A 19,159-nucleotide genomic window follows, 5' to 3' on the forward strand; every position below is an offset into this window, starting at 1 on the left:
ATGGGAAATGTATTAACAGACGATTTGCAGGTTACCAAACCGAATTTGGAAGTGTTTTCTGCGACTTTGCAGCATTTGGCAACGGGCGACCGCAATGTCGTAGTGATTACCAGCGATTCCAGGGGGTCAGGTAAGCTTGTGCCTTTCGGTAAAAAATATCCGACCCAAATGGTAGAGGTCGGCATTGCTGAACAGAATTTGGTTGGGGTAGCTGCAGGTTTGGCTTCTACGGGTAAAAAGGCTTTTGCGGTGTCTCCCGCCTGCTTTCTAACGGCAAGAGCCTTGGAACAGATTAAAAATGATGTCGCATATTCGGATAATCCGGTGCGCCTCATCGGTATCAGTGCGGGTGTCAGTTATGGAGCTTTGGGCTCCACTCACCACAGCTTACACGATTTTGCAGCACTTAGAGCCATTAACAACTTGAAAATTGTGGCACCGGCTGATAATTATGAAACGGAACAAGCTATTTTGCAAGCTTATCACCTGGATCAGCCCATCTATCTGCGTTTTGGAAAGAAACCTATGCCTTTGCTGACAGAGGATTCAACTGACAGCTTCACTTTAGGAAAGGGTAGGGTTGTTAGAAGGGGACAAGATTTGGCTTTTATCGCTACGGGGGAAACTGTTTATCCGGCTTTAATGGCCGCGCAAAAACTGAAGAGCGAGCGGAACTTGGATATTGCCGTGGTAAGTATGCATACCATAAAGCCATTAGATACCGAATTGCTGCAATACTTTGCAGCAAATGCAAAGGCGATTGTGACGGTAGAAGAGCATAGTATAAACGGAGGACTTGGGGAAGCCTGCGCATCTTTTCTTCTACAACACGATTATCGAAAACCTTTTAAAATTGTTGGGATACCGGATGAATATACCGTTACCGGATCACAAATTGAGATTTTTAATCATTACGGTATTTCAGAAGTAGGTTTAGCGGATGCCGCTTTAACCCTACTGAACACGATGACATAAGAAACACCTTATACATCGGCATTTATAAACTAACACAAACCATTTTATGAACCATCTAAAAGTATGGGCCTTATTGCTGCTGCTATGTTTTGGTTGCGGTGGTAGGAATAAAGATAGCCAAAAGAAGCAAATCGCGATCGTAGTTTCTACGCTCAATAATCCATGGTTTGTCTTTTTGGCAGAATCTGCCGCGGAAAAAGCACAAGCTTTGGGTTATACCACTAAGATTTTCGATTCTCAAAATAATACAGCTTTAGAAACGGATCATTTTGAAAATGCAATAGCCGCCGGCTTTGATGCTATTTTGTTTAATCCCACGGATGCGGAAGGCTCTGTCGTAAATGCAACAAAGGCAATGGAAGCCAACATCCCGGTTTTTTGCATGGACCGGGAGATTAACTCGCGATCTGCAGCCACTTCACAGATCCTATCGGATAGCTATGCGGCCTGTGTACAATTGGGTGAATTATTTGCCAACGATTTGGAGCGACGGGGGAATTATGCGGAAATATTGGGTATTGTTTCGGATAACAATACCTGGAATCGCTCCAAAGGTTTCCATAGCGTAGTGGATAATTTCCCCAATTTGAAAATGGTAGCTCAACAGAGCGCTGATTTTGATCGCAATAAAGCCATGGAAGTAATGGAATCTATTTTACAGGGACATCCGGATATTAAGGGTGTTTTTTGTGGAAATGATGCCATGGCAATGGGCGCTTATCAAGCAACGGTCGCAGCGGGAAAGCAAGATCAGATAAAAATATATGGCTTCGACGGTGCCGAAGATGCCGTACATGCAGTTGCAGATGGCCGTATACAGGCTACCGCCATGCAATTTCCTAAAGTAATCGCTGAGAAAGCGGCTAAGTTTGCAGATGCTTACTTCAAAGGAGAGCGGACATTTCGTAAGAAGCTACCGATTGCAGTGGATGTTGTGACGCAGGAAAATATCAACCAATATATTGCTTATGGCAAAAAAACTAAGTAATATGATGAAGCGCGGACTTAAATATGTATTCATGGCCCTTATAGGTGCCACTTTGATTTACCATTCTGTTTACTTCAAAAGCCTTCAGAGGGTTAAGGCAAGTGTCAAGGATCTTAATATTGATAGTTATGCTAAGAATTACTTGTTTAAGCTTATTCCTAACGCCAAGTCTGAATTTGTGGATATTACTCTGCTTCGTAGGGCGCTGGTGGAAAATGCTTCGCAAGCCTTTGCAAGCTATTCTCATGCAGTAAGCGATGGAGACCTTCGCTATTTTATGGTGACAGGCGCCGGTGTGGTTGTGCAAACGGACTCCGATTATATATGGAGCCGAAGTGACACAAAGCCAGCCATTAAGCTAGCGACAAAATACATATACGGAACGGCAGCAAGAGACGCAGCTGGCTTGATAGCGGTAGACTCTTTTGATAATACGATGGTGTTCAATGAGCTCTCTGAAAAGATTAATGAGTTAGTTCGTAAGGAGATAGTGCCTATCTCGGAGAACTTCAAGCCCGGCGATAGCCTTCGATTTACAGGTGCCCTTGGTTTAAGCACAAAAGCTCCGCAACTAACAGAAGCAACTATTATTCCTCTACAGCTGGAACGATTGGAAACTAACGATAAAAAGGATCAAGATGTTAGAGACCGTTAATATTACCAAGAGATTTGCAGGAGTAACTGCGCTTAATAATGTTAACCTTCAGTTGATGCCGGGGAAAGTTACTGCACTTATCGGTGAAAATGGAGCTGGGAAGTCGACGCTTATGAAAATACTGTCAGGTGTATATACCTCCTACGAGGGGCAGGTTGTATACAAGGGGCGTGAAATGCATTTTGCAAATCCAAAGGAAGCGCAGAATAGCGGCATCGCTATCATTCATCAAGAACTTAATTTGATTCCGGACCTTTCGATTTTCGAAAATATTTATTTGGGAAGAGAGCTTATCGACACTTGGGGGTTTGTTGATCGGAAGACCATGCGTAAGCAAACCCAAAGTCTACTGCAAAGATTGAAACTTGATCTTAGTGTGGATTGCCTCATACGCGATTTGAAGGTTGGACAACAACAAGTGGTAGAAATTGCCAAAGCTTTACTGACAGATGCCGATGTCTTGATTATGGATGAACCAACCTCGGCTATCAGTGAACAGGAAGTGGACGTGCTTTTTGATATTATTGAAAGACTTCGAAGTGAAGGTAAAACGATTGTCTATATCTCTCATAAATTGGATGAATTGTTCAAAATAGCAGATGCTTACATCGTGTTACGTGACGGTTGTGTGGTTGAAAGTGGCGATATATGTAACGTGAATCATGATGTATTGATCAGTAAAATGGTGGGTAGGGATATTCAATTATTGAAAGTAGGAACCAGGGCCCTGGCTGAAGAGGTAGTGTTAAAAGTTGATAATCTGTGTTTGTATGATGTCCATTCGAAACAACGCCTCGTCGTCGATCATGCTTCTTTTCAAGTTCATCGGGGTGAAATATTAGGTCTGTTCGGTTTAATGGGAGCAGGTAGAACGGAACTGCTGGAAACTATCATCGGTATGCATGACACCCGTAAAAGCGGCGAGATTCTGATGGACGGGCAGACGCTTCGTTTAAAATCTCCTCAGCAAGCCATACAGGCAGGGATCGTTTTAGTACCCGAAGATCGGAAGAAAAATGGTTTGGTTTTAGGTCTTGACATTAAAACAAATGTCAGTCTCAGTCGACTGCAGGAAGTGAGCGAGTTCGGCTTTATCAATAAGAGAAAGGACTTAAGTCTGGCACAGCACTATGTCGATTCCTTAAAGATCAAGTGTTCTTCGCCCACCCAACAAACAAAAAATCTCAGCGGAGGGAATCAACAAAAAGTGGTGCTAGCCCGATGCCTTGTAACTAAACCCCGTGTATTGTTATTAGATGAGCCCACACGAGGTATTGACCCCCACGCTAAAAACGAAATATATAAACTGATCTTAAGTTTAGCCGAACAAGGGATGGCCATTGTGGTTGTCTCCTCTGAACTACCGGAAATTCTGTGTCTATCAGATCGAGTGATGGTAATGAGCGAAGGCCGATTAACTGCCACTTTTCAAGCCGCGGAAGCTAATGAAGATAATATATTAAAGGCAGCCATTCCGAAAACTATCTAATTAAAAAGAGAAAAATGATTCACCAGCGTATCAAAATCGCCAAATTTCAATCGCTTATTGCACTGGTACTAATGTGTGTAATATTGTCTTTCCTCTCCGATAAATTTCTTACACCTGCCAATGGATGGAATGTGCTGCGACAAATTTCAGTTAATATTTGTATTTCTGTAGGAATGACCCTGATAATTTTAACAGCCGGTATTGATCTATCCGTGGGTTCAATTTTAGCTTTTAGCGGCGCAGTTGTAGCCGGTCTGTTGAAGTTTGGAATAGAAATGCCTTCTTATGATCTCTATGTGGGATTTACACTTTTAGGTGGCGTATTATCCGGGTTGTTGGTGGGAGCTGCCTTAGGGGCTTTTAACGGCTTGGTAATTACGAAATTCAAAGTACCACCTTTTGTAGCGACCTTGGCTATGTTAACTATTGCAAGGGGCTTTACCATGCTTTGGACCAAGGGGTATCCAATTTCTTCTTTGGGTAAGGAATTTGCCTATATCGGTACCGGTTGGTTTTTAGGTGTGCCCGTTCTTGTTTGGATTGCAGCACTGATTGTGATTGGAGCGATCATATTGACGAACCGAACGGCCTTTGGTAAATACATTTATGCCATTGGCGGTAATGAGAATGCTGCGAGGTTATCGGGAATTAATATCAACAGGGTGAAAATTTGGGTGTACACCTTGGCTGGAATTTTAGCAGCGATAGGAGGTATTATGGTGACGTCGCGTTTAAATTCGGCCCAACCGAATGCCGGCTTAAGTTATGAGCTGGATTCCATTGCAGCTGTAGTCATTGGTGGTACTTCGCTCGCCGGAGGAAGGGGCACGATCGCAGGGACGGTACTGGGAGCGATGATAATCGGTATATTGAATAATGGCTTGGTACTGATGGATGTTTCGCCCTTTTGGCAACAAGTCGTAAAAGGCGCAGTTATCCTCTTAGCAGTTATGATTGACAAAGCAAATCATAAAGAAGAATAACATGACAGCAAGTTCTTGTATTTTAGCGATCGATCAAGGCACTAGCGGTACGAAGTCGCTTGTTTTTGACAGTAAAGGGAACATTTGTGCAGAAGCAACAATCCCCTTAAAAACAAGTTATTTTGGCGAGGGCTTTGTAGAGCAGCATCCGGAAGATATTTATAAAAATGTTTTACAGTCTGTTCGTGCTTGTTTGCAGCAGTATCAATCTACCGGTGCCTCTTTGTCGGCGATCGTTTCCTGTGGCATTTCCAATCAACGCGAAACCTTTCTTCTTTGGGACGAATTTGGTTCACCTTTGTGCAACGCGGTGGTATGGCAATGTAAGCGATCGGTTGATGTTTGTTATGAGATGCAAAGTCTGGATTTAGGTAATGTTATACATGATAAAACGGGTTTATTCATTGATCCTTATTTTTCAGGCACTAAACTGATTTGGTTATACCGTAATAATCCCGAAATCCAAAAGGCTATTAAGGCGGGTAAAGCTTATTTTGGGACGGTTGATACATGGTTGCTCTATCGTTTAACTAAAGGAGAGGCTTATCTTACCGATTATACCAATGCTTCGCGTACCTTGTTATTTAACTTAAATACACTGAGCTGGGATCGGGAATTAATCGCTCTTTTTGGCTTGGAGGGCATCCGATTGCCAGAGGTTAAACCTTCGTCCTATGCATTCGGATCGAGTCATTTTGAAGGATTGTTCAAACGAGCACTTCCTGTCCAGGCAATGATTGGTGATTCGCATGCCGCCGCTTTTGGAGAGGCATGCATCTATCCGGGTACCGCCAAAGCCACTTTAGGTACAGGTTGTTCGATTCTATTCAACGTAGGAACCGAGCGCCGAAATTCTAATTCCGGAATGGTTTCAACCATCTGCTGGAGTACGGAGGATCGGGTGGACTATGCGTTGGAGGGTATTATCGTATCCTGCGCCTCACCTTTGGCATGGTTAAAAACGGAACTTGGGTTGCTTACTGATTTCGCGGAGGCGGAAAACATGGCAACATCGGTAACTGACAACAATGGCGTTTACCTAATACCCGCTTTTAGCGGTTTAGGCGCTCCTTTCTGGGATATGAACAGAAAAGCCTCTTTGGAAGGTTTAACGTTTTCGAGCAATAAGAACCATATCGTGCGTGCAGCGTTGGAGTCCATTGCCTACCAAATACAAGATGTGTTATCTGCCATGAAACAAGACACGGGTATTCCTATTCAAGAACTTATGGTGAACGGAGGTGCAAGTAGCAATAACTTCGTTGTGCAGTTTTTAAGTGATTTACTGGAGGCAAAAGTCATCAGGAACGAAAATAAAAATGTATCCGCTTTCGGTGCCGGTTTTCTGGCAGGCCTCAAGGCGAACATTTTTCCTGACCTGGATAGCGTTCAATCTCTTTATCATCGGCATCCTATTGCGAAGACTACGCAAGTAGCAAAGGTAGCCGAAGCTTATCGTGGATGGCAACGATTTATACATGCGACAAAGTCCTGATTTTGTCTAGTTCATCGTTGACTTTGTCCAATTCACGAGATTCGTTCTTATCTCAGTTGCTAACATTATCTACTTTTAACCTATATCAAAAATATAGGTTATGAACACATTAAAAATAATTGCTTCTGCCGCGGGCTTGGCAGTTTTATTGGTGACAACTGCCGCATTTATCGACTTCAGGTATGAAAAGGAAATAAAAAAAATACAATCGCCCAAAAATGAAGGAGGTTTTGCCGTTGTTGAGCTATTTACTTCTGAAGGTTGTTCAAGTTGCCCTCCCGCCGATGAATTGATGGAAAAAATCCAAGCGGAAAATGAAAACAAACAGCTATACATTTTAGCTTTTCATGTGGATTATTGGGATCATCAAGGTTGGAAAGACCGATTTAGCGATCATGAATTTTCACTTAGGCAAAAGCAATATGCCAATTGGATGAAGCTCCAAACTATTTATACCCCACAGGTGATTGTGAATGGCTCAGAGGAAATGATCGGCTCGGAAGCAGGTGCCGTATTCAATGCAATCAAACGGCAATTAGCACAAAAGGCTTCATCGTCCCTTCGTTTAAGTTGCAAAATACAAAATAAAAAGGCGGTAATACATTATCAAGGTGTCGCTGACCAAGAAGAGGCCGAATTGGTACTTACACTTGTTCAACAATCAACAGCCAGTAGTGTAAAAGCTGGCGAGAATGCAGGTCGAAACCTGACACATGTACAGGTAGTAAGGAAATTAGCACGTAAAAGCTTAAATGGAAAAAAAGAGATTGTATTTTATTTACCTGACGATTTCAATGAAAAAGGATGGGAACTGGTTGGATTTGTGCAAAACCTCCGGAACGGTCATATTTCACAAGCAGCGCGTTTTGATTTAGATGAGAAATGAAAAAATTGTCACACCATTAAAATAATGACAAAGTAAAGCCGGCCATTTCTTTGATGAAACAGCTGGCTTTGTTTTTTGGGTTTTTGAACCTCGAAAAAATAACTCAGATTGCTAATGTATCTACGGCCTTTTCAAAAGCATTTTCTTGTATACCAGGAATAGCAACACCCTCAACACGATAAGTGGTGATGTCATCTAGGCCAATAAAATTGAGCGCCTTCGTGAGGTAGGGCTCGGTAAAATCAAAAGACCGCATCGGTCCTTCAGCATATATGCCACCGGAAGAAATGGCTAAATAGACTTTTTTACCTATTAGCAATCCTTCAGGCCCTTCAGCTCCGTATTTGAAGGTAACACCTGCGCGCATAACATGGTCGAGCCAAGCTTTTAAAGTGGAATGTATACCAAAATTATACATAGGAGCGCCTATAACGATGATGTCGGCTTTTTGCAGCTCGGCAATGGCCTCATCCGAATGTTTGATTGCAGTGGCCTGTGCTTCGGTCCTTTTGGACGGCTCGGTCATGAAGGCATGGAGATGCGCCTCTTCTAAATGTGGAAAGTGCGTCTCTGTTAAGTTATGTACTTTTACATTGCTGCCCGGATACTTAGCAGAAAGCCTTGTCACAATTTCATTTCCAAGTTTGATACTGAAAGAGTCCTTGCCTCTAGGACTAGAGATAATATGTAATATATTCATCGTTTTAAATTTTTTCAAAAGTAAGCAGTGGTACTTTCAAAAAGATATGACTATACCAAAGGATAGTGCTATCCTTTGGTATAGTCGCAATTGCTATCTTTGTTTTATGGAAGATCACGTATACACTAAACAAACGTGCACTGAAAATATTCAGGCAGTTAGAGATGCTTTATATGTACTGAATGGAAAGTGGAAATTGTTGGTGATTATTGCGCTGACGGAGGGGGCTACACGCTTTACAGAAATCGAAAAGTCAATCGGTGAAATTACGCCAAAGGTACTTTCGAAAGAATTAAGAGAGCTGGAACTGAATGAGTTTATAGAAAGAAAGGTGCTGAATACCGTACCTGTGCAAATCCACTACGAGTTGACATCACACAGTGATTCATTGAAAGAAGTAATTAACTCCCTAGCTATTTGGGGTAAACAGCACAGGGAATACATACAAAATAAAAGAAAGCTCATGCAATCGAATAAGAGCGTCTAGCTGCTTTTACGCATCACGATGCGTTTAACTAGATAAAGCAATAGCAACGATATGCAACTAACACAGGCAACGACGATTCCTACATAATTGTATCCTGCCAATACACTATCTTTACCTGCCTGGCTTACCAACATGCCTGCGATGGTGGCGCCAACGCCACCTGCGATCTGCTGCAAGGAAGAGTTTATGCTCATAAAGGCACCGCGATCTTTCTGCTCAGGTACGGCACTAACAAGTGCGGTAGAGGGTACCATACGGCCTATTACGGTAGTAGTGATGAGCACGTTGAAGACAAGCACCACCCAAAATGGTGTGGGGCCAAGTTGCGTATAAAAGATACTCATGAACATCAGACCAATACTGGCGATCGCAAATAACTTGTATTTATCAATCCGGTCACTTAATTTTCCTAAAGCAGGCATCATCACCAGCGAAAAGCAGCCCGAAACCATGAAAAGGACAGGAAGTTGTTCGTGCGAAATACCTAGATTATTAACTGCAAAAACAGTGGCGTAGGGCATCAGCATAAAGCCACCTATCGACAGCAGTGCCGTAGCTGCCATGCCAATACGATAATCTCCATTGGCAATTGTTCGGTAAAGGTGCACGAGTGAGTTTTCCTTGCTCTGCAAGGCAAGGTGTTCAGTAACCGGCCGCAGCCAGCAGGCAATGGCAATAACGATAAGTATGGCCAATACGGAGATCATAAAGAAAGGCATTTCCCAGCCCCACCTATTTGCTATGAACAGGCCGATGGGAATACCCAACACTTGACTGGCACCGAAACCCATTTGTACAACTCCCATGACACGACCACGTTTCTCCAAGGTAAAAAGGTCCGTAATAATAGCCATGGAAATGGCACCAATAACACCGCCAAATAAACCGGTAATAACACGCGCGGCTACTAAGGTGAAGAGTGTATTGGCTAAACCACAAAGGAGTGTTCCGATGACAAAACCAATGTAGAAAAACAGCAGTAGCTTTTTACGATCGTATTTATCAGCAAATCCTGCCGTGAGAAGGCCTGATGCGCCTGCGCTAAAAGCATAGGCCGAGACAGCCAGTGCAAAGGAATTGGCTCTAATGTCCATGGCTTTGATCAACATATCGCCTAGAGGCGACATGACCATAAAATCGAGTATAATGGTGAACTGTGTAAAAGCCAGTATTAAGATTACCAATCGTTCGTAGGGTGTAAAGGGTGCTTTTTTTTCCGTTTGCATTTGTGCTAGCTTAGTATTTCGCATTCAAAACCACATCCATGTACCAACTCCATAATATCGTCGGAGGAAAGGGTAGGACTCACTACCCGTAAGACATAATCTTCGTCGCTTAAATCAACCGACCAAGTTTCTATGGTTCCTAGCTGATCAAGCACTCGAGCAACTTTATGCTTGCAGTTGCTATCTTCAATGCTTGTTTTGAATATAAGTACGTGTTCAAATTTTTGCATAATGATATCACTCATATTTGGGAAGTCTATTTTTTAAATGCCTTCACTACCAATTCAAAAGCTTGCCAGAGCATTTCCTCTTTTAAAGTAAAGGGACGACCGTTTAAACTTACACCATCATTATGGAATTTCACGAGCCCATATAAAGGACCAAAGGCGACCGACCAATAGACTTCCAGCGGAAGATTTGGAATGTCTCCTCGATCGACAGCATGCTGAACGAAGGCGCCCAAAATAGGCTCGGCTTTCTCTGTGAAAGCTCCCATGAAACGGTTATAATATAAAGTACTTCTAATTTGTTCGAAAAATAAGCTAAGGGTCTGATTATTGAGCATTTGCCGATAGCGATTCGCCCATTGTGTCCTCAAGCCTTGCTCAAAAGGAGCGTCCGGATCCAAGCCCCGTACAAGATCGTCGGCCATTGTCTCGCCCTGTTCCGCCGCTAGTCTGCTGATCAGATCATCTTTATCCTTATAGTAGATGTAAATAGTAGCGACAGAAATCTTACACTCCTTCGCCAGCTTATTTATACTAAAGTAATCCAATCCGCCCTTTCCGATCAGTTCTATTGCTTTTTGCTTTACCAGTTGCTCTTTTTCTATATCCCTATTTCTCATGTGGTATACATAATGGCTGCAAATATAAGTGAATATTCATTTATTTATAAATTTTATTTTGGTTGTTTTGAGATTAGGATAATGAAAGCAATAGACGGGATTGATGTAAAAAAAGGGCAATACAGACCCATAAGGTCCGTATTGCCCTTTTTTTTAATTATAGCCGGGGTTTTGAGGAAAACTGGATGATCCACCTTCTGTTCGATCTATCTGATCTTGTGGAATGGGGCGTAAAACATGATAGTCCTTGATGTTTTTTCCGCCGTCGGGGTTGTAAGCTTGTACCCGTGTTACCAATTGATGCGTTCTTACCAAATCATACCAGCGAAGTTGCTCACCCAGCAATTCTCTGCCACGTTCTTCCAGTATGAAATCAATATTCAGGTCGGCGGCGGTAATTAGCATTGCTTGACGATGGGTTGCATCCTCGGCTTCATCCGTGCCATTGTACGCGGCCCTTGCTCGGACCATATTCATGTAAGTAACCGCCTTATCCATGTCTCCACTGTACATAAAAGCTTCCGCCGCGATCAAGCAGGTTTCAGCAAGCCGAAATGCTAGAAAGTCGCGAGAGCCGAACTCATAATTAATATCCGGGCGTTGTGGATCTAAAAATTTAGTTAATGTCGGGTATAGTTTCTTGGTATACGACTGTGGCTCGATAACCATGAAGTTTTTCGAGGCCTTTACCACAGGATCCAGCTGGTAGCCCGGTAGCCAGATAGCGGTATCTCCCAAGGCGTAAGTTACTTGTTTCCCGTTTACATTATAGGTGCCTGGTTTACTGCAATAGAATACATCCTTAAAGCTTTTTTTATAGCGTGTGTCATTCACGCGATCGGCAAACAAAACATCAAGTGTGTAATTAGTTGGCATAAAGCGTTTCCAAGGTTGCCCATCCTGTATATTCCTGTTCATTCCCGGTAAAACGTCATATTCCATGAGGAAATACCGGTGTGCGGAATTTCCTGTTCCGTCGGCGTCCGCATCTGCACCATTCGTGATGGCATTTTTAGTATATTGAACCGCCCATATGACTTCCTCATTTCGCTCGCCGGCTCCTTGCTCAAAAACAGCAGCAAAATCTTCCAGTAAGTGAAAATTATAGCCGGTAATTACTTGTTCAGCCAGGACGGCCGCATCTCGGTAATCACTGTCTTTTGCTGCTTCAGAGCTTGCTCGGGTAAGTAATACCCGAGCAAGCAAATGTTCGGCAGCGGGTTTTGTAGCTCGACCATAATCGGTTTGTTCGGCCGGCAGATTTTGAATAGCAGCTCTTAGATCATCTTCTATCAATTGATAAATATCCGTGAGCGGAGCACGTGATGCCGTTGTTGTTGCTTCTTTCGTTTCGCTGGTTGTAAGATGGACCGAACCGTACTGTTGCACCAATGTGAAATAATAGTAGGCCCTGAGAAATTGTGCTTCACTCCTGCGGATATTACGTTGTTCTTCCGGCATATCCGCAACATCGGGGGCGCGATCAATTACGGCATTACAGGTATTGATACCGACATATAAATTGTTCCATAAGTCGCGCACGTAGGTCGTACGGGGGTCAAATTGGGATGTATACTCATTGATGAATTTGTAAGAGCCGTCAGAACCCATCGTATAGGTATCCGTTCCGAAAACAGTCATTGTCATGCCCAGCTCATTAGCGTGGAAAGTCCGAAGGGTAGAATAAGCCGCTTTAACGCCGTCTTCAAGCCCTTCGGGTGTTGAAAGGTATTCATCGCTAACTTGCGAACGGATTTCCTCATCCAGCATGCGCTTGCAAGAGGTACATAGGGCAAGCGTCAATATAGATAGCATTAATATTGTTCTCATGTTGTTAAAATTTAACGTTTAAACCAAAAAGCCAAGTACGAGTAGGGGGGGTGTCAACGGGTAGATTTTCAGTATCTGCATTGAAATCGATTCCTTCCGGATCAACCCCTTGATGTTTATTGATATAAGAAGAGAAAATCAAAGGTTGCTGAGCACTTACATAAAGGCGAAGTGATTCGGCACCAATTTTAGACGCCCAGCTTTTTGGAAAGTTATAACCAAGATTGATATTCCTTATTTTGAGAAATGAACCGCTAAAGTAGGCCATACTTGTATTATAAACGGGTCGCTCTTGGTTTTGGTTGGGCCTTGGATAAGCATTTGTCGGATTATTAGGCGTCCAATAATCTACGTTTAAGTTGTTATACCTGCCAAACAACGTGTTATGTACTTCATGAAAGGTACTATAGATCATATTACCTAAATTAAAATAAAGGAAGACGGATAGATCAAAACCGTGGTAGGCGAAACGATTGGTCAAGCCGCCTGTAAGCGTGGGTCTATTATTCCCTAAGATAATACGGTCTGAATCATTGATCACGCCATCCCCATTTTGATCCTTGACTTTAATCTCTCCCGGTACCCTTCCGTATCGGGCGGCCTCATCCACTTCATTGCTTTGCCAAATGCCAATTTTTTCAAAATCATAGTAAACTTGTATAGGATGGCCAATAAACCAACGGTTTCCAACATCATCTTGCTTCCCGCCGTACAGTTCGGTGATACTTTCTTTATTCGTAGCGAAGTTCAGGTCGGTGTTCCAGCTAAAACCTTTCTCATCCTTGGGTTTGATGTTCACGGAAGATATACTAAATTCGAAACCGGTGTTTTTTGTTGACCCGACATTTTCCATAATGGATCCATAGCCGGATGTAAAGGGAAGCTGTCTTTCCATCAATAGATCACGCGTCTGCTGCGTATAGAATTCAGCTGCTCCGGTGATACGGCCACCCAGCACGGCATAATCTAAACCAATATTGAACTGACGGGTGGTCTCCCATTTCAGGTTGTCATTTCTCAATTGGTTTGGTCTGAAACCAAAACCGGCCGTCTCATCAAAAGCGTAAGTCGTCCGTTGCAAGAGCCCTTGTGTTCCATACGGATCTATACCTGTATTACCTGTTTCGCCATAGGAGGTCCTAAGTTTTAGTAAATCGAAAACGTTATTACCTTCCATGAAGGACTCATTGCTTATTGTCCAACCCAAAGCGACAGAAGGGAAGAAACCGTAACGGTGATTTCTTCCGAAACGAGACGACCCATCTATACGAGCGGTTACAGTGGCCAAAAATCGATCATCGAATATATAATTGACGCGTCCCATGTAGGATACAATGTCCCAGCGTTGGAAATCACTTCCCGTACCCAAGATTTCTTCCGCTGCACCGAAATTAAAATATTGCATTTCCTCCACCGGAATACCTCTTACACTGATATCGGTTGCTTCGAATTGCCGATGTTGCAAGCCAAATAAGCCTGTAAGTTCCAGTGCGTGTTTTTCGGCAAATGTTTTATTGTATTTCAAAATGTTCTCCAGCGTATAGTTGAAAACCAGGTCCTCATTTCCTTGTGCGGCAGCAGTACCTCCCAGACGGGCATTCGTATACCTTCCTTGAAAATCGCCGACCCGATTTTGAATAAGATCCGGGCCAAAGTTCAAACGGAAAGTAAGTCCTTCAGCTAAGGTTGCTTCTCCGTAAATGCTGCTAAAAAGACGCATGCGTTTGTTTTTGTTGAGTAGGGCCCCCGGTACCAATTCACTCAAAGGATTACTCCGTAATCCATCTGTTGTTGGCCGAAAGATCAGGTTGCCTTGATCATCATAGGGAACACCTAAGGGGTTTTCCAGTAACGCATCGTCATACGGATTTAAATCTTGTCCGTTGGTAATACTGTAGTTACCGAGCATCGAAGTACCAATACGTATCCTATCACTGATCTGGTGATCTAAGTTCACCCGCATCGCATAGCGGTTAAAATCTTGTATAGGTATAATTCCCTTGTCTTTCATGTAATTGAAGCTGACATTGAAGCGCGTCTTCTCCGAGCCTCCTAGAATACTTAAAGAATGATTCATGCTATGGCCTGTCTGCAACATGAGATCTTGATAATCGGTGCTCCGTCCCTGTGCAATAGACGCCAGCTCCACGGCGTCGAATAAACCGGGTGTATTTTGATCGGCGTTTGGATCACTGTCATCGTAGTTCCCGGTTGCCCGTCGTGATTCTCTTTTAAATTCAGCAAACTGTTCGCCGTTCATCATGTCGATCTGCTTATACGCACTGGAAAAGCCAAACCAATTATCGTAGCTTACTGTCGTTTTTCCCACTGTTCCCCGCTTTGTGGTTATAATTACCACACCATTGGCTCCCCGGGAACCGTAGATAGCAGTAGCAGAGGCATCCTTTAGCACTTCCATCGAAGCGATATCCTGGGGTGGAATATCCTCCAAACCTCCGGTAATGGGAATTCCATCGATGACATATAGCGGATCGTTACCGGCAGAAAATGAACGGTTTCCACGGATACGAACCGTAGCAGCACCCCCAGGCTTATTGTTTGTATTGGTTACAAAAACACCTGCAGCCCTTCCTTGCAAAGCCTGTGACGGTTGTGTTACGGGCACTTCGGCAATGGACTGTGCACTGACTGAAGACACCGCTCCGGTTACGTCCTGTTTTCGTTGGCTACCATATCCAACTACGACCACTTCGTCCAAGGCTGTGTCGTCATCTGGCTTGAGTGTAATTATAATTTGTTCTGCTTGTCCCTCCCGAAGCATTTGTTCTGTCGGTTCATAACCTATAAAGGAGACCACCAATACATCAGACGCTGCACTGGATTGGATAACAAATGCACCGTTTTCATTCGTAGAGACTTTTTTGGTACTTCCTTTGATGGCAACAGTAGCGCCTGGAAGCGGTTTCTTGTTTTCATCGAGCACACGGCCCTTAATTTCCCGTTCTTGGAAGTCTTTCGAAAGGGCGAGTATTTCCGATGTTTTGGCTACTGTGATCGAACTCGGCAGTAACCACGGGGAATACAGCAGAGACATGAGTAAAACTCCCCGCCTCAGTTGTGTTTTAGCTAAACTGTTTTTCATTGAATCATTTGTTTTTGTTTATAATCGTTTGGCTTCTTCAGTTGCCTGACAGGCATAGCAATACAGGCAGGTGATCGAATAACCTTTACATGTGCACTATATAGAGAATAAACTCCTCGGAAAGAAACTTAACTCTTCTGTGATCGGTTCTATAACAGGTAAGACCTGTTAGCGTGGTTCTTTGGAGTGATATCGAACAATACAGAGCAAGATACATCTTCAATAATCGATTCAACGACTTTACGGCTCATAATTAATCTATTTAAGTTACATTTAAGATTGGTAGTAATCAGTTATAATCTGAGCGAAGCCTGGCTTCATCAGAACTACTTATTGATAATCAACGGCAAAATACGGTGAATATGTTTTGAATGAAGGGCAAAACGGCCTGTTTTTTTACGATAACGTTATCGTAAAAAATAAGCAGATAAAAAGTAGCGGTTTAAATGAATGCCCTGGCAAGAAGTAAAAAACTAGGTAGGTTGAAGGCTATAATTTATCTTCGGGATCTAACTTTTTGTTAGATCCCGAAGATAGAAATTCTAGAACTTAATGTCGTCTACAATACCGTTTGCGCCTGATTCACTCGAAAATCGTTCACTGTATTCCTTCTTTTTTTGGTCTTGATAATCTATCATTTGAGCCATAATATTAAAATCGTTCATCCATTGTGTACCTGCACTGTTAACTTGTGATACCGTTAGACCGAGTTCATCAATGAGCCATTGGGCACCGTCTATTCCATTGTCGTAGGCTGCCTGCATAGCCCCTTGAATTTCAAAAAAATAATACTTGTCAGTTTCCAGACGTTGAAGATTAGCCTTCGCAGTTTCTGATTCCACTTGTGTAGCGGGCGCGTTATCAGGCTGAAGTACGCCAAGTTTCTCATGTTCTTTTACCATACCAAAATATTTGGAATAAACACTAACTACGTTAAAGGATTTGTCATCTCGCATCCGATTATTCCAAGTGACTTGTGCCTCATCCCACATGGGTCTTTCTATGCCAAGGGCACGACAAATCTGTTCTTCGGTACAACCCTCTCCGAGCTTTGCGGCACCTACGGCATAATCGAATATCGTAACGCCATGCACGGGTTGTAGTTGCGGATCATTCGGGTCTTCTGTTGCGGTGTTCATGGTTGAATAACCCGCCGAAGCCGCGCCTGTGTCAAAAGCTTTCTGATAATTGCCTTGCATATACGCATCAAACAAGTCTTTGTTATTATTGGTGTTTGAATTTTGCTGTTCTGTCACCGCTTTCTTCGCCATATCTTCCAGATTGTCGGTGAGTCCTTTGAAAAGTTTCTTAAACATGGTTATTGAATTTTGATAATTAAAAATTGTTTGATTATCTACTGTTATCTAAATTGCTCGAAGCGCTCATAATCGCTTAATAGGCGATCATAAAAATTCTGATGTTGAGCAGTTAGGCCGGGTAGTATACGATTCATTTCATCTATAAGCGCCTGAAGATATAGTTGATACTTCTCTTTGGCGCTGTCTGTACCAAATGCACGACGATGCTCTTGATAACGCTCATAGAGCTCATTGCAACGCAGCTCAGCTAATGGGCGCGCTAAATGTTCCACCAAACGAACTTGGGTGCCTGGATCAAAGGTGTTTTGTGTTCGACAATAGGGGCAAGCGATATAGGTTGCTGTAAAATAGAATGTTGAAATTTCCAATTTACCTCCGCATTGTTTGCAATGAAAATGATCTTTATAATGTGTATATGTTTTCATGATATCAGCATACTCTTTTTCCAGATCGCGTTCGCTTATCTGGTCAAAGGCGGAAGTCATCATGTTCAGAACGCCAACGTGCCAGTCGTTAAAAATCTGGGAGATTTTGACCAATTCCATAGTTGACACTTTGGGTATAACCTCCTCTTGATAGGTATTAGACCCTTTTTGTATAATGGCGGTGAATTGGGCTATCATACCCGCCTTAAATTGTAAAAAGCTTCTTTTAAAAGGATCTTTGTCTGCATCAGCAATGCGTTGTCCGGATACCTGTATTTCCGAATGCATTTCTTCTGCTCTTTGGTATAGTTTACCCAAAAATGTTTGTAACCTTTGAACTAAGGATGTATCGGCGTCAACGTCATTTGCGGTATTTGTGTTGGTAGTACTACTTTTGTTCTTTTTATAAAGATTGAAAAAGTTCATCACAGTCTTGTTTATTTTGAATTGTCGTGATCCTTTAGATGAATCCCATTACTTAGTTTTTGCGTTAAAAATTCAAATCCACAGTAGGCACATCGGGTAAGACCATCCTCTTTGGCCCTTCCGCTTCCACAATTCGGGCAGATAATAATTGTTACGCCTGCCTCTTTTTCAGTAAATTTTTCCCGTTTCTGTTGAAGGGCAAGTTGTTCCATGCGTTCAACAATTGATAGCGGTTTCTCCATATAGAATTGTTGTTTACAACTTGGATAGTATTTCTGCTTTTTTTGCTTTATACTCGTCTTCGTCAATTAAGCCACTTTCGAAAAGAGTTTTAATCTTTTTCAATTGCACGACCGATTCATCTTGCGTTTCGGAAGAGTTTACGGTGTTGTCTTGTGAGTTTATTTTCGAATTTGTTTGATTTTGCTGCGTTGCCTGCATTTGTCCCATTAATATGCCCATTGCAATTCCCTGTTGTGCCCCTTGCTGAGCAGGGCTGCTTTCTTGGCTAATAGCAATCGCGGTATTGAATTTTTGGAATCGATCTACGTCACCGCTTACCATATTCATACCCGTTACTTTATCATAATATTGGGTAACTTCATCGGGCAAGGTAGCGGACGTAACGGTAAATTGAGTGATTTCTATACCAAAAGTTTCAAAATATGGCTGAATCAGTGGGGCGATTTTTTTATTGAGTAAGGAAATATTGCCAGCAATGTCTAATACAGAAATATTAGAAAGTGCTAAAGCTTCACCAAACTGGGGAGCAATAAAATCACGGAGTTGTCGCTCAAACTCAAAGACCGTAAGCTGGTGATAAGTACCTGCATATTCTTTAAAGAATCTTGTAATGTCTGTAATACGTACATTATATGTGCCAAAGGCGCGAATTCGTACCTGCCCGAACTGCGCATCGCGTAGCATGATAGGCGCTGGAGTACCCCATTTTAGATTCACAAATTGTTTGACAGAGAAATAATAAACATCCGCTTTGAAGGGGCTCTCGAATCCATATTTCCACCCTTTAAGGCGTGATAACACAGGAACGTTTTGCGTATGGAGTGTATAAGTGCCCGGCATAAAAACATCAGCAATAGTTCCCTCGTTTATGAATAAAACTGACTGACTTTCGCGTACAAGTAGCTTAGCGCCATTTTTTATTTCTTTGTCTCCATCAGCAATCTTCCACATCATCATATTGGGATCCTGTTCGGCCCATTCAACGATTTCTAAGAAGGGTAATTTCGACGTTGGATTGCTCATTTTCTGTTTTGTTTAAAAGGTCTATTGGTTTTCACCATTTTAATCCAGTGTTTTTTAAC

18 protein-coding genes are annotated in these 19,159 nt (G+C 42.6%); 8 read left to right on the plus strand and 10 right to left on the minus strand.

The genetic code is table 11. The annotated features are described in order from the left end of the window. From ACH11B_RS14045 to ACH11B_RS14075, 7 genes are all read left to right on the plus strand, one after another. Entirely contained in the window at positions 1-975 is a 975-nt protein-coding gene (locus ACH11B_RS14045; protein WP_013665888.1) for a transketolase family protein, read from the plus strand. Positions 976-1,021: 46 nt separating this feature from the next. Beyond that, positions 1,022-1,963: a D-ribose ABC transporter substrate-binding protein gene (locus tag ACH11B_RS14050; RefSeq protein WP_149105505.1), complete on the plus strand. Its 942-nt coding sequence runs from the start codon at positions 1,022-1,024 to the stop codon at positions 1,961-1,963. After that, positions 1,944-2,618, plus strand: coding sequence for a DUF2291 family protein (locus ACH11B_RS14055; RefSeq protein ID WP_130857134.1), 675 nt, complete (start codon positions 1,944-1,946; stop codon positions 2,616-2,618). Before ACH11B_RS14050 ends, ACH11B_RS14055 begins: the two co-directional genes overlap by 20 nt. Further along, positions 2,602-4,107, plus strand: a complete 1,506-nt coding sequence (locus ACH11B_RS14060) for a sugar ABC transporter ATP-binding protein (protein ID WP_130857135.1) — start codon at positions 2,602-2,604, stop codon at positions 4,105-4,107. Before ACH11B_RS14055 ends, ACH11B_RS14060 begins: the two co-directional genes overlap by 17 nt. 14 nt (positions 4,108-4,121) lie before the next feature. Further along, positions 4,122-5,090: an ABC transporter permease gene (locus tag ACH11B_RS14065; protein WP_013665892.1), complete on the plus strand. Its 969-nt coding sequence runs from the start codon at positions 4,122-4,124 to the stop codon at positions 5,088-5,090. A 1-nt stretch (position 5,091) separates the two neighbouring features. Further along, on the plus strand, positions 5,092-6,585 hold the full coding sequence (locus tag ACH11B_RS14070) for a glycerol kinase GlpK (protein WP_130857136.1): 1,494 nt from the start codon (positions 5,092-5,094) through the stop codon (positions 6,583-6,585). A gap of 100 nt (positions 6,586-6,685) precedes the next feature. Further along, entirely contained in the window at positions 6,686-7,471 is a 786-nt protein-coding gene (locus ACH11B_RS14075; RefSeq protein WP_130857137.1) for a thioredoxin family protein, read from the plus strand. A gap of 103 nt (positions 7,472-7,574) precedes the next feature. On the opposite strand, the gene ACH11B_RS14080 is transcribed toward ACH11B_RS14075, so the two are convergent. Next, complete coding sequence (locus ACH11B_RS14080) at positions 7,575-8,171, minus strand: FMN-dependent NADH-azoreductase (protein ID WP_130857138.1); 597 nt, start codon at positions 8,169-8,171, stop codon at positions 7,575-7,577. 46 nt (positions 8,172-8,217) lie between these two features. Here ACH11B_RS14080 and ACH11B_RS14085 point away from each other — a divergent pair, with 46 nt between their 5' ends. Further along, positions 8,218-8,658 (plus strand): helix-turn-helix domain-containing protein, encoded by a 441-nt coding sequence (locus tag ACH11B_RS14085; RefSeq protein WP_130857139.1) that lies wholly within the window; start codon positions 8,218-8,220, stop codon positions 8,656-8,658. On the opposite strand, the gene ACH11B_RS14090 is transcribed toward ACH11B_RS14085, so the two are convergent. From ACH11B_RS14090 to ACH11B_RS14130, 9 genes are all read right to left on the minus strand, one after another. Then, positions 8,655-9,884, minus strand: coding sequence for an MFS transporter (locus ACH11B_RS14090; RefSeq protein WP_130857140.1), 1,230 nt, complete (start codon positions 9,882-9,884; stop codon positions 8,655-8,657). The two genes, ACH11B_RS14085 and ACH11B_RS14090, sit on opposite strands and share 4 nt — an antisense overlap. A gap of 5 nt (positions 9,885-9,889) precedes the next feature. Continuing rightward, positions 9,890-10,129: a hypothetical protein gene (locus ACH11B_RS14095; RefSeq protein ID WP_130857141.1), complete on the minus strand. Its 240-nt coding sequence runs from the start codon at positions 10,127-10,129 to the stop codon at positions 9,890-9,892. A gap of 11 nt (positions 10,130-10,140) precedes the next feature. After that, positions 10,141-10,731, minus strand: coding sequence for a TetR/AcrR family transcriptional regulator (locus ACH11B_RS14100; protein WP_013665899.1), 591 nt, complete (start codon positions 10,729-10,731; stop codon positions 10,141-10,143). A gap of 153 nt (positions 10,732-10,884) precedes the next feature. Then, entirely contained in the window at positions 10,885-12,561 is a 1,677-nt protein-coding gene (locus ACH11B_RS14105; RefSeq protein WP_013665900.1) for a RagB/SusD family nutrient uptake outer membrane protein, read from the minus strand. A 4-nt stretch (positions 12,562-12,565) separates the two neighbouring features. Beyond that, positions 12,566-15,664: a TonB-dependent receptor gene (locus ACH11B_RS14110; protein ID WP_149105506.1), complete on the minus strand. Its 3,099-nt coding sequence runs from the start codon at positions 15,662-15,664 to the stop codon at positions 12,566-12,568. A 542-nt stretch (positions 15,665-16,206) separates the two neighbouring features. After that, on the minus strand, positions 16,207-16,980 hold the full coding sequence (locus ACH11B_RS14115; RefSeq protein WP_130857145.1) for a DUF6620 family protein: 774 nt from the start codon (positions 16,978-16,980) through the stop codon (positions 16,207-16,209). Positions 16,981-17,024: 44 nt separating this feature from the next. Then, on the minus strand, positions 17,025-17,834 hold the full coding sequence (locus ACH11B_RS14120; protein ID WP_130857146.1) for a hypothetical protein: 810 nt from the start codon (positions 17,832-17,834) through the stop codon (positions 17,025-17,027). Between the two features lie 11 nt (positions 17,835-17,845). Continuing rightward, complete coding sequence (locus tag ACH11B_RS14125; protein WP_130857147.1) at positions 17,846-18,076, minus strand: hypothetical protein; 231 nt, start codon at positions 18,074-18,076, stop codon at positions 17,846-17,848. A 13-nt stretch (positions 18,077-18,089) separates the two neighbouring features. Beyond that, on the minus strand, positions 18,090-19,100 hold the full coding sequence (locus tag ACH11B_RS14130) for an SPFH domain-containing protein (protein WP_377610326.1): 1,011 nt from the start codon (positions 19,098-19,100) through the stop codon (positions 18,090-18,092). Positions 19,101-19,159 lie beyond the last annotated feature (59 nt).

The organism is Olivibacter sp. EAT-5 (assembly GCF_044784325.1).
In the GTDB taxonomy this organism is placed as follows: domain Bacteria; phylum Bacteroidota; class Bacteroidia; order Sphingobacteriales; family Sphingobacteriaceae; genus Olivibacter; species Olivibacter oleidegradans.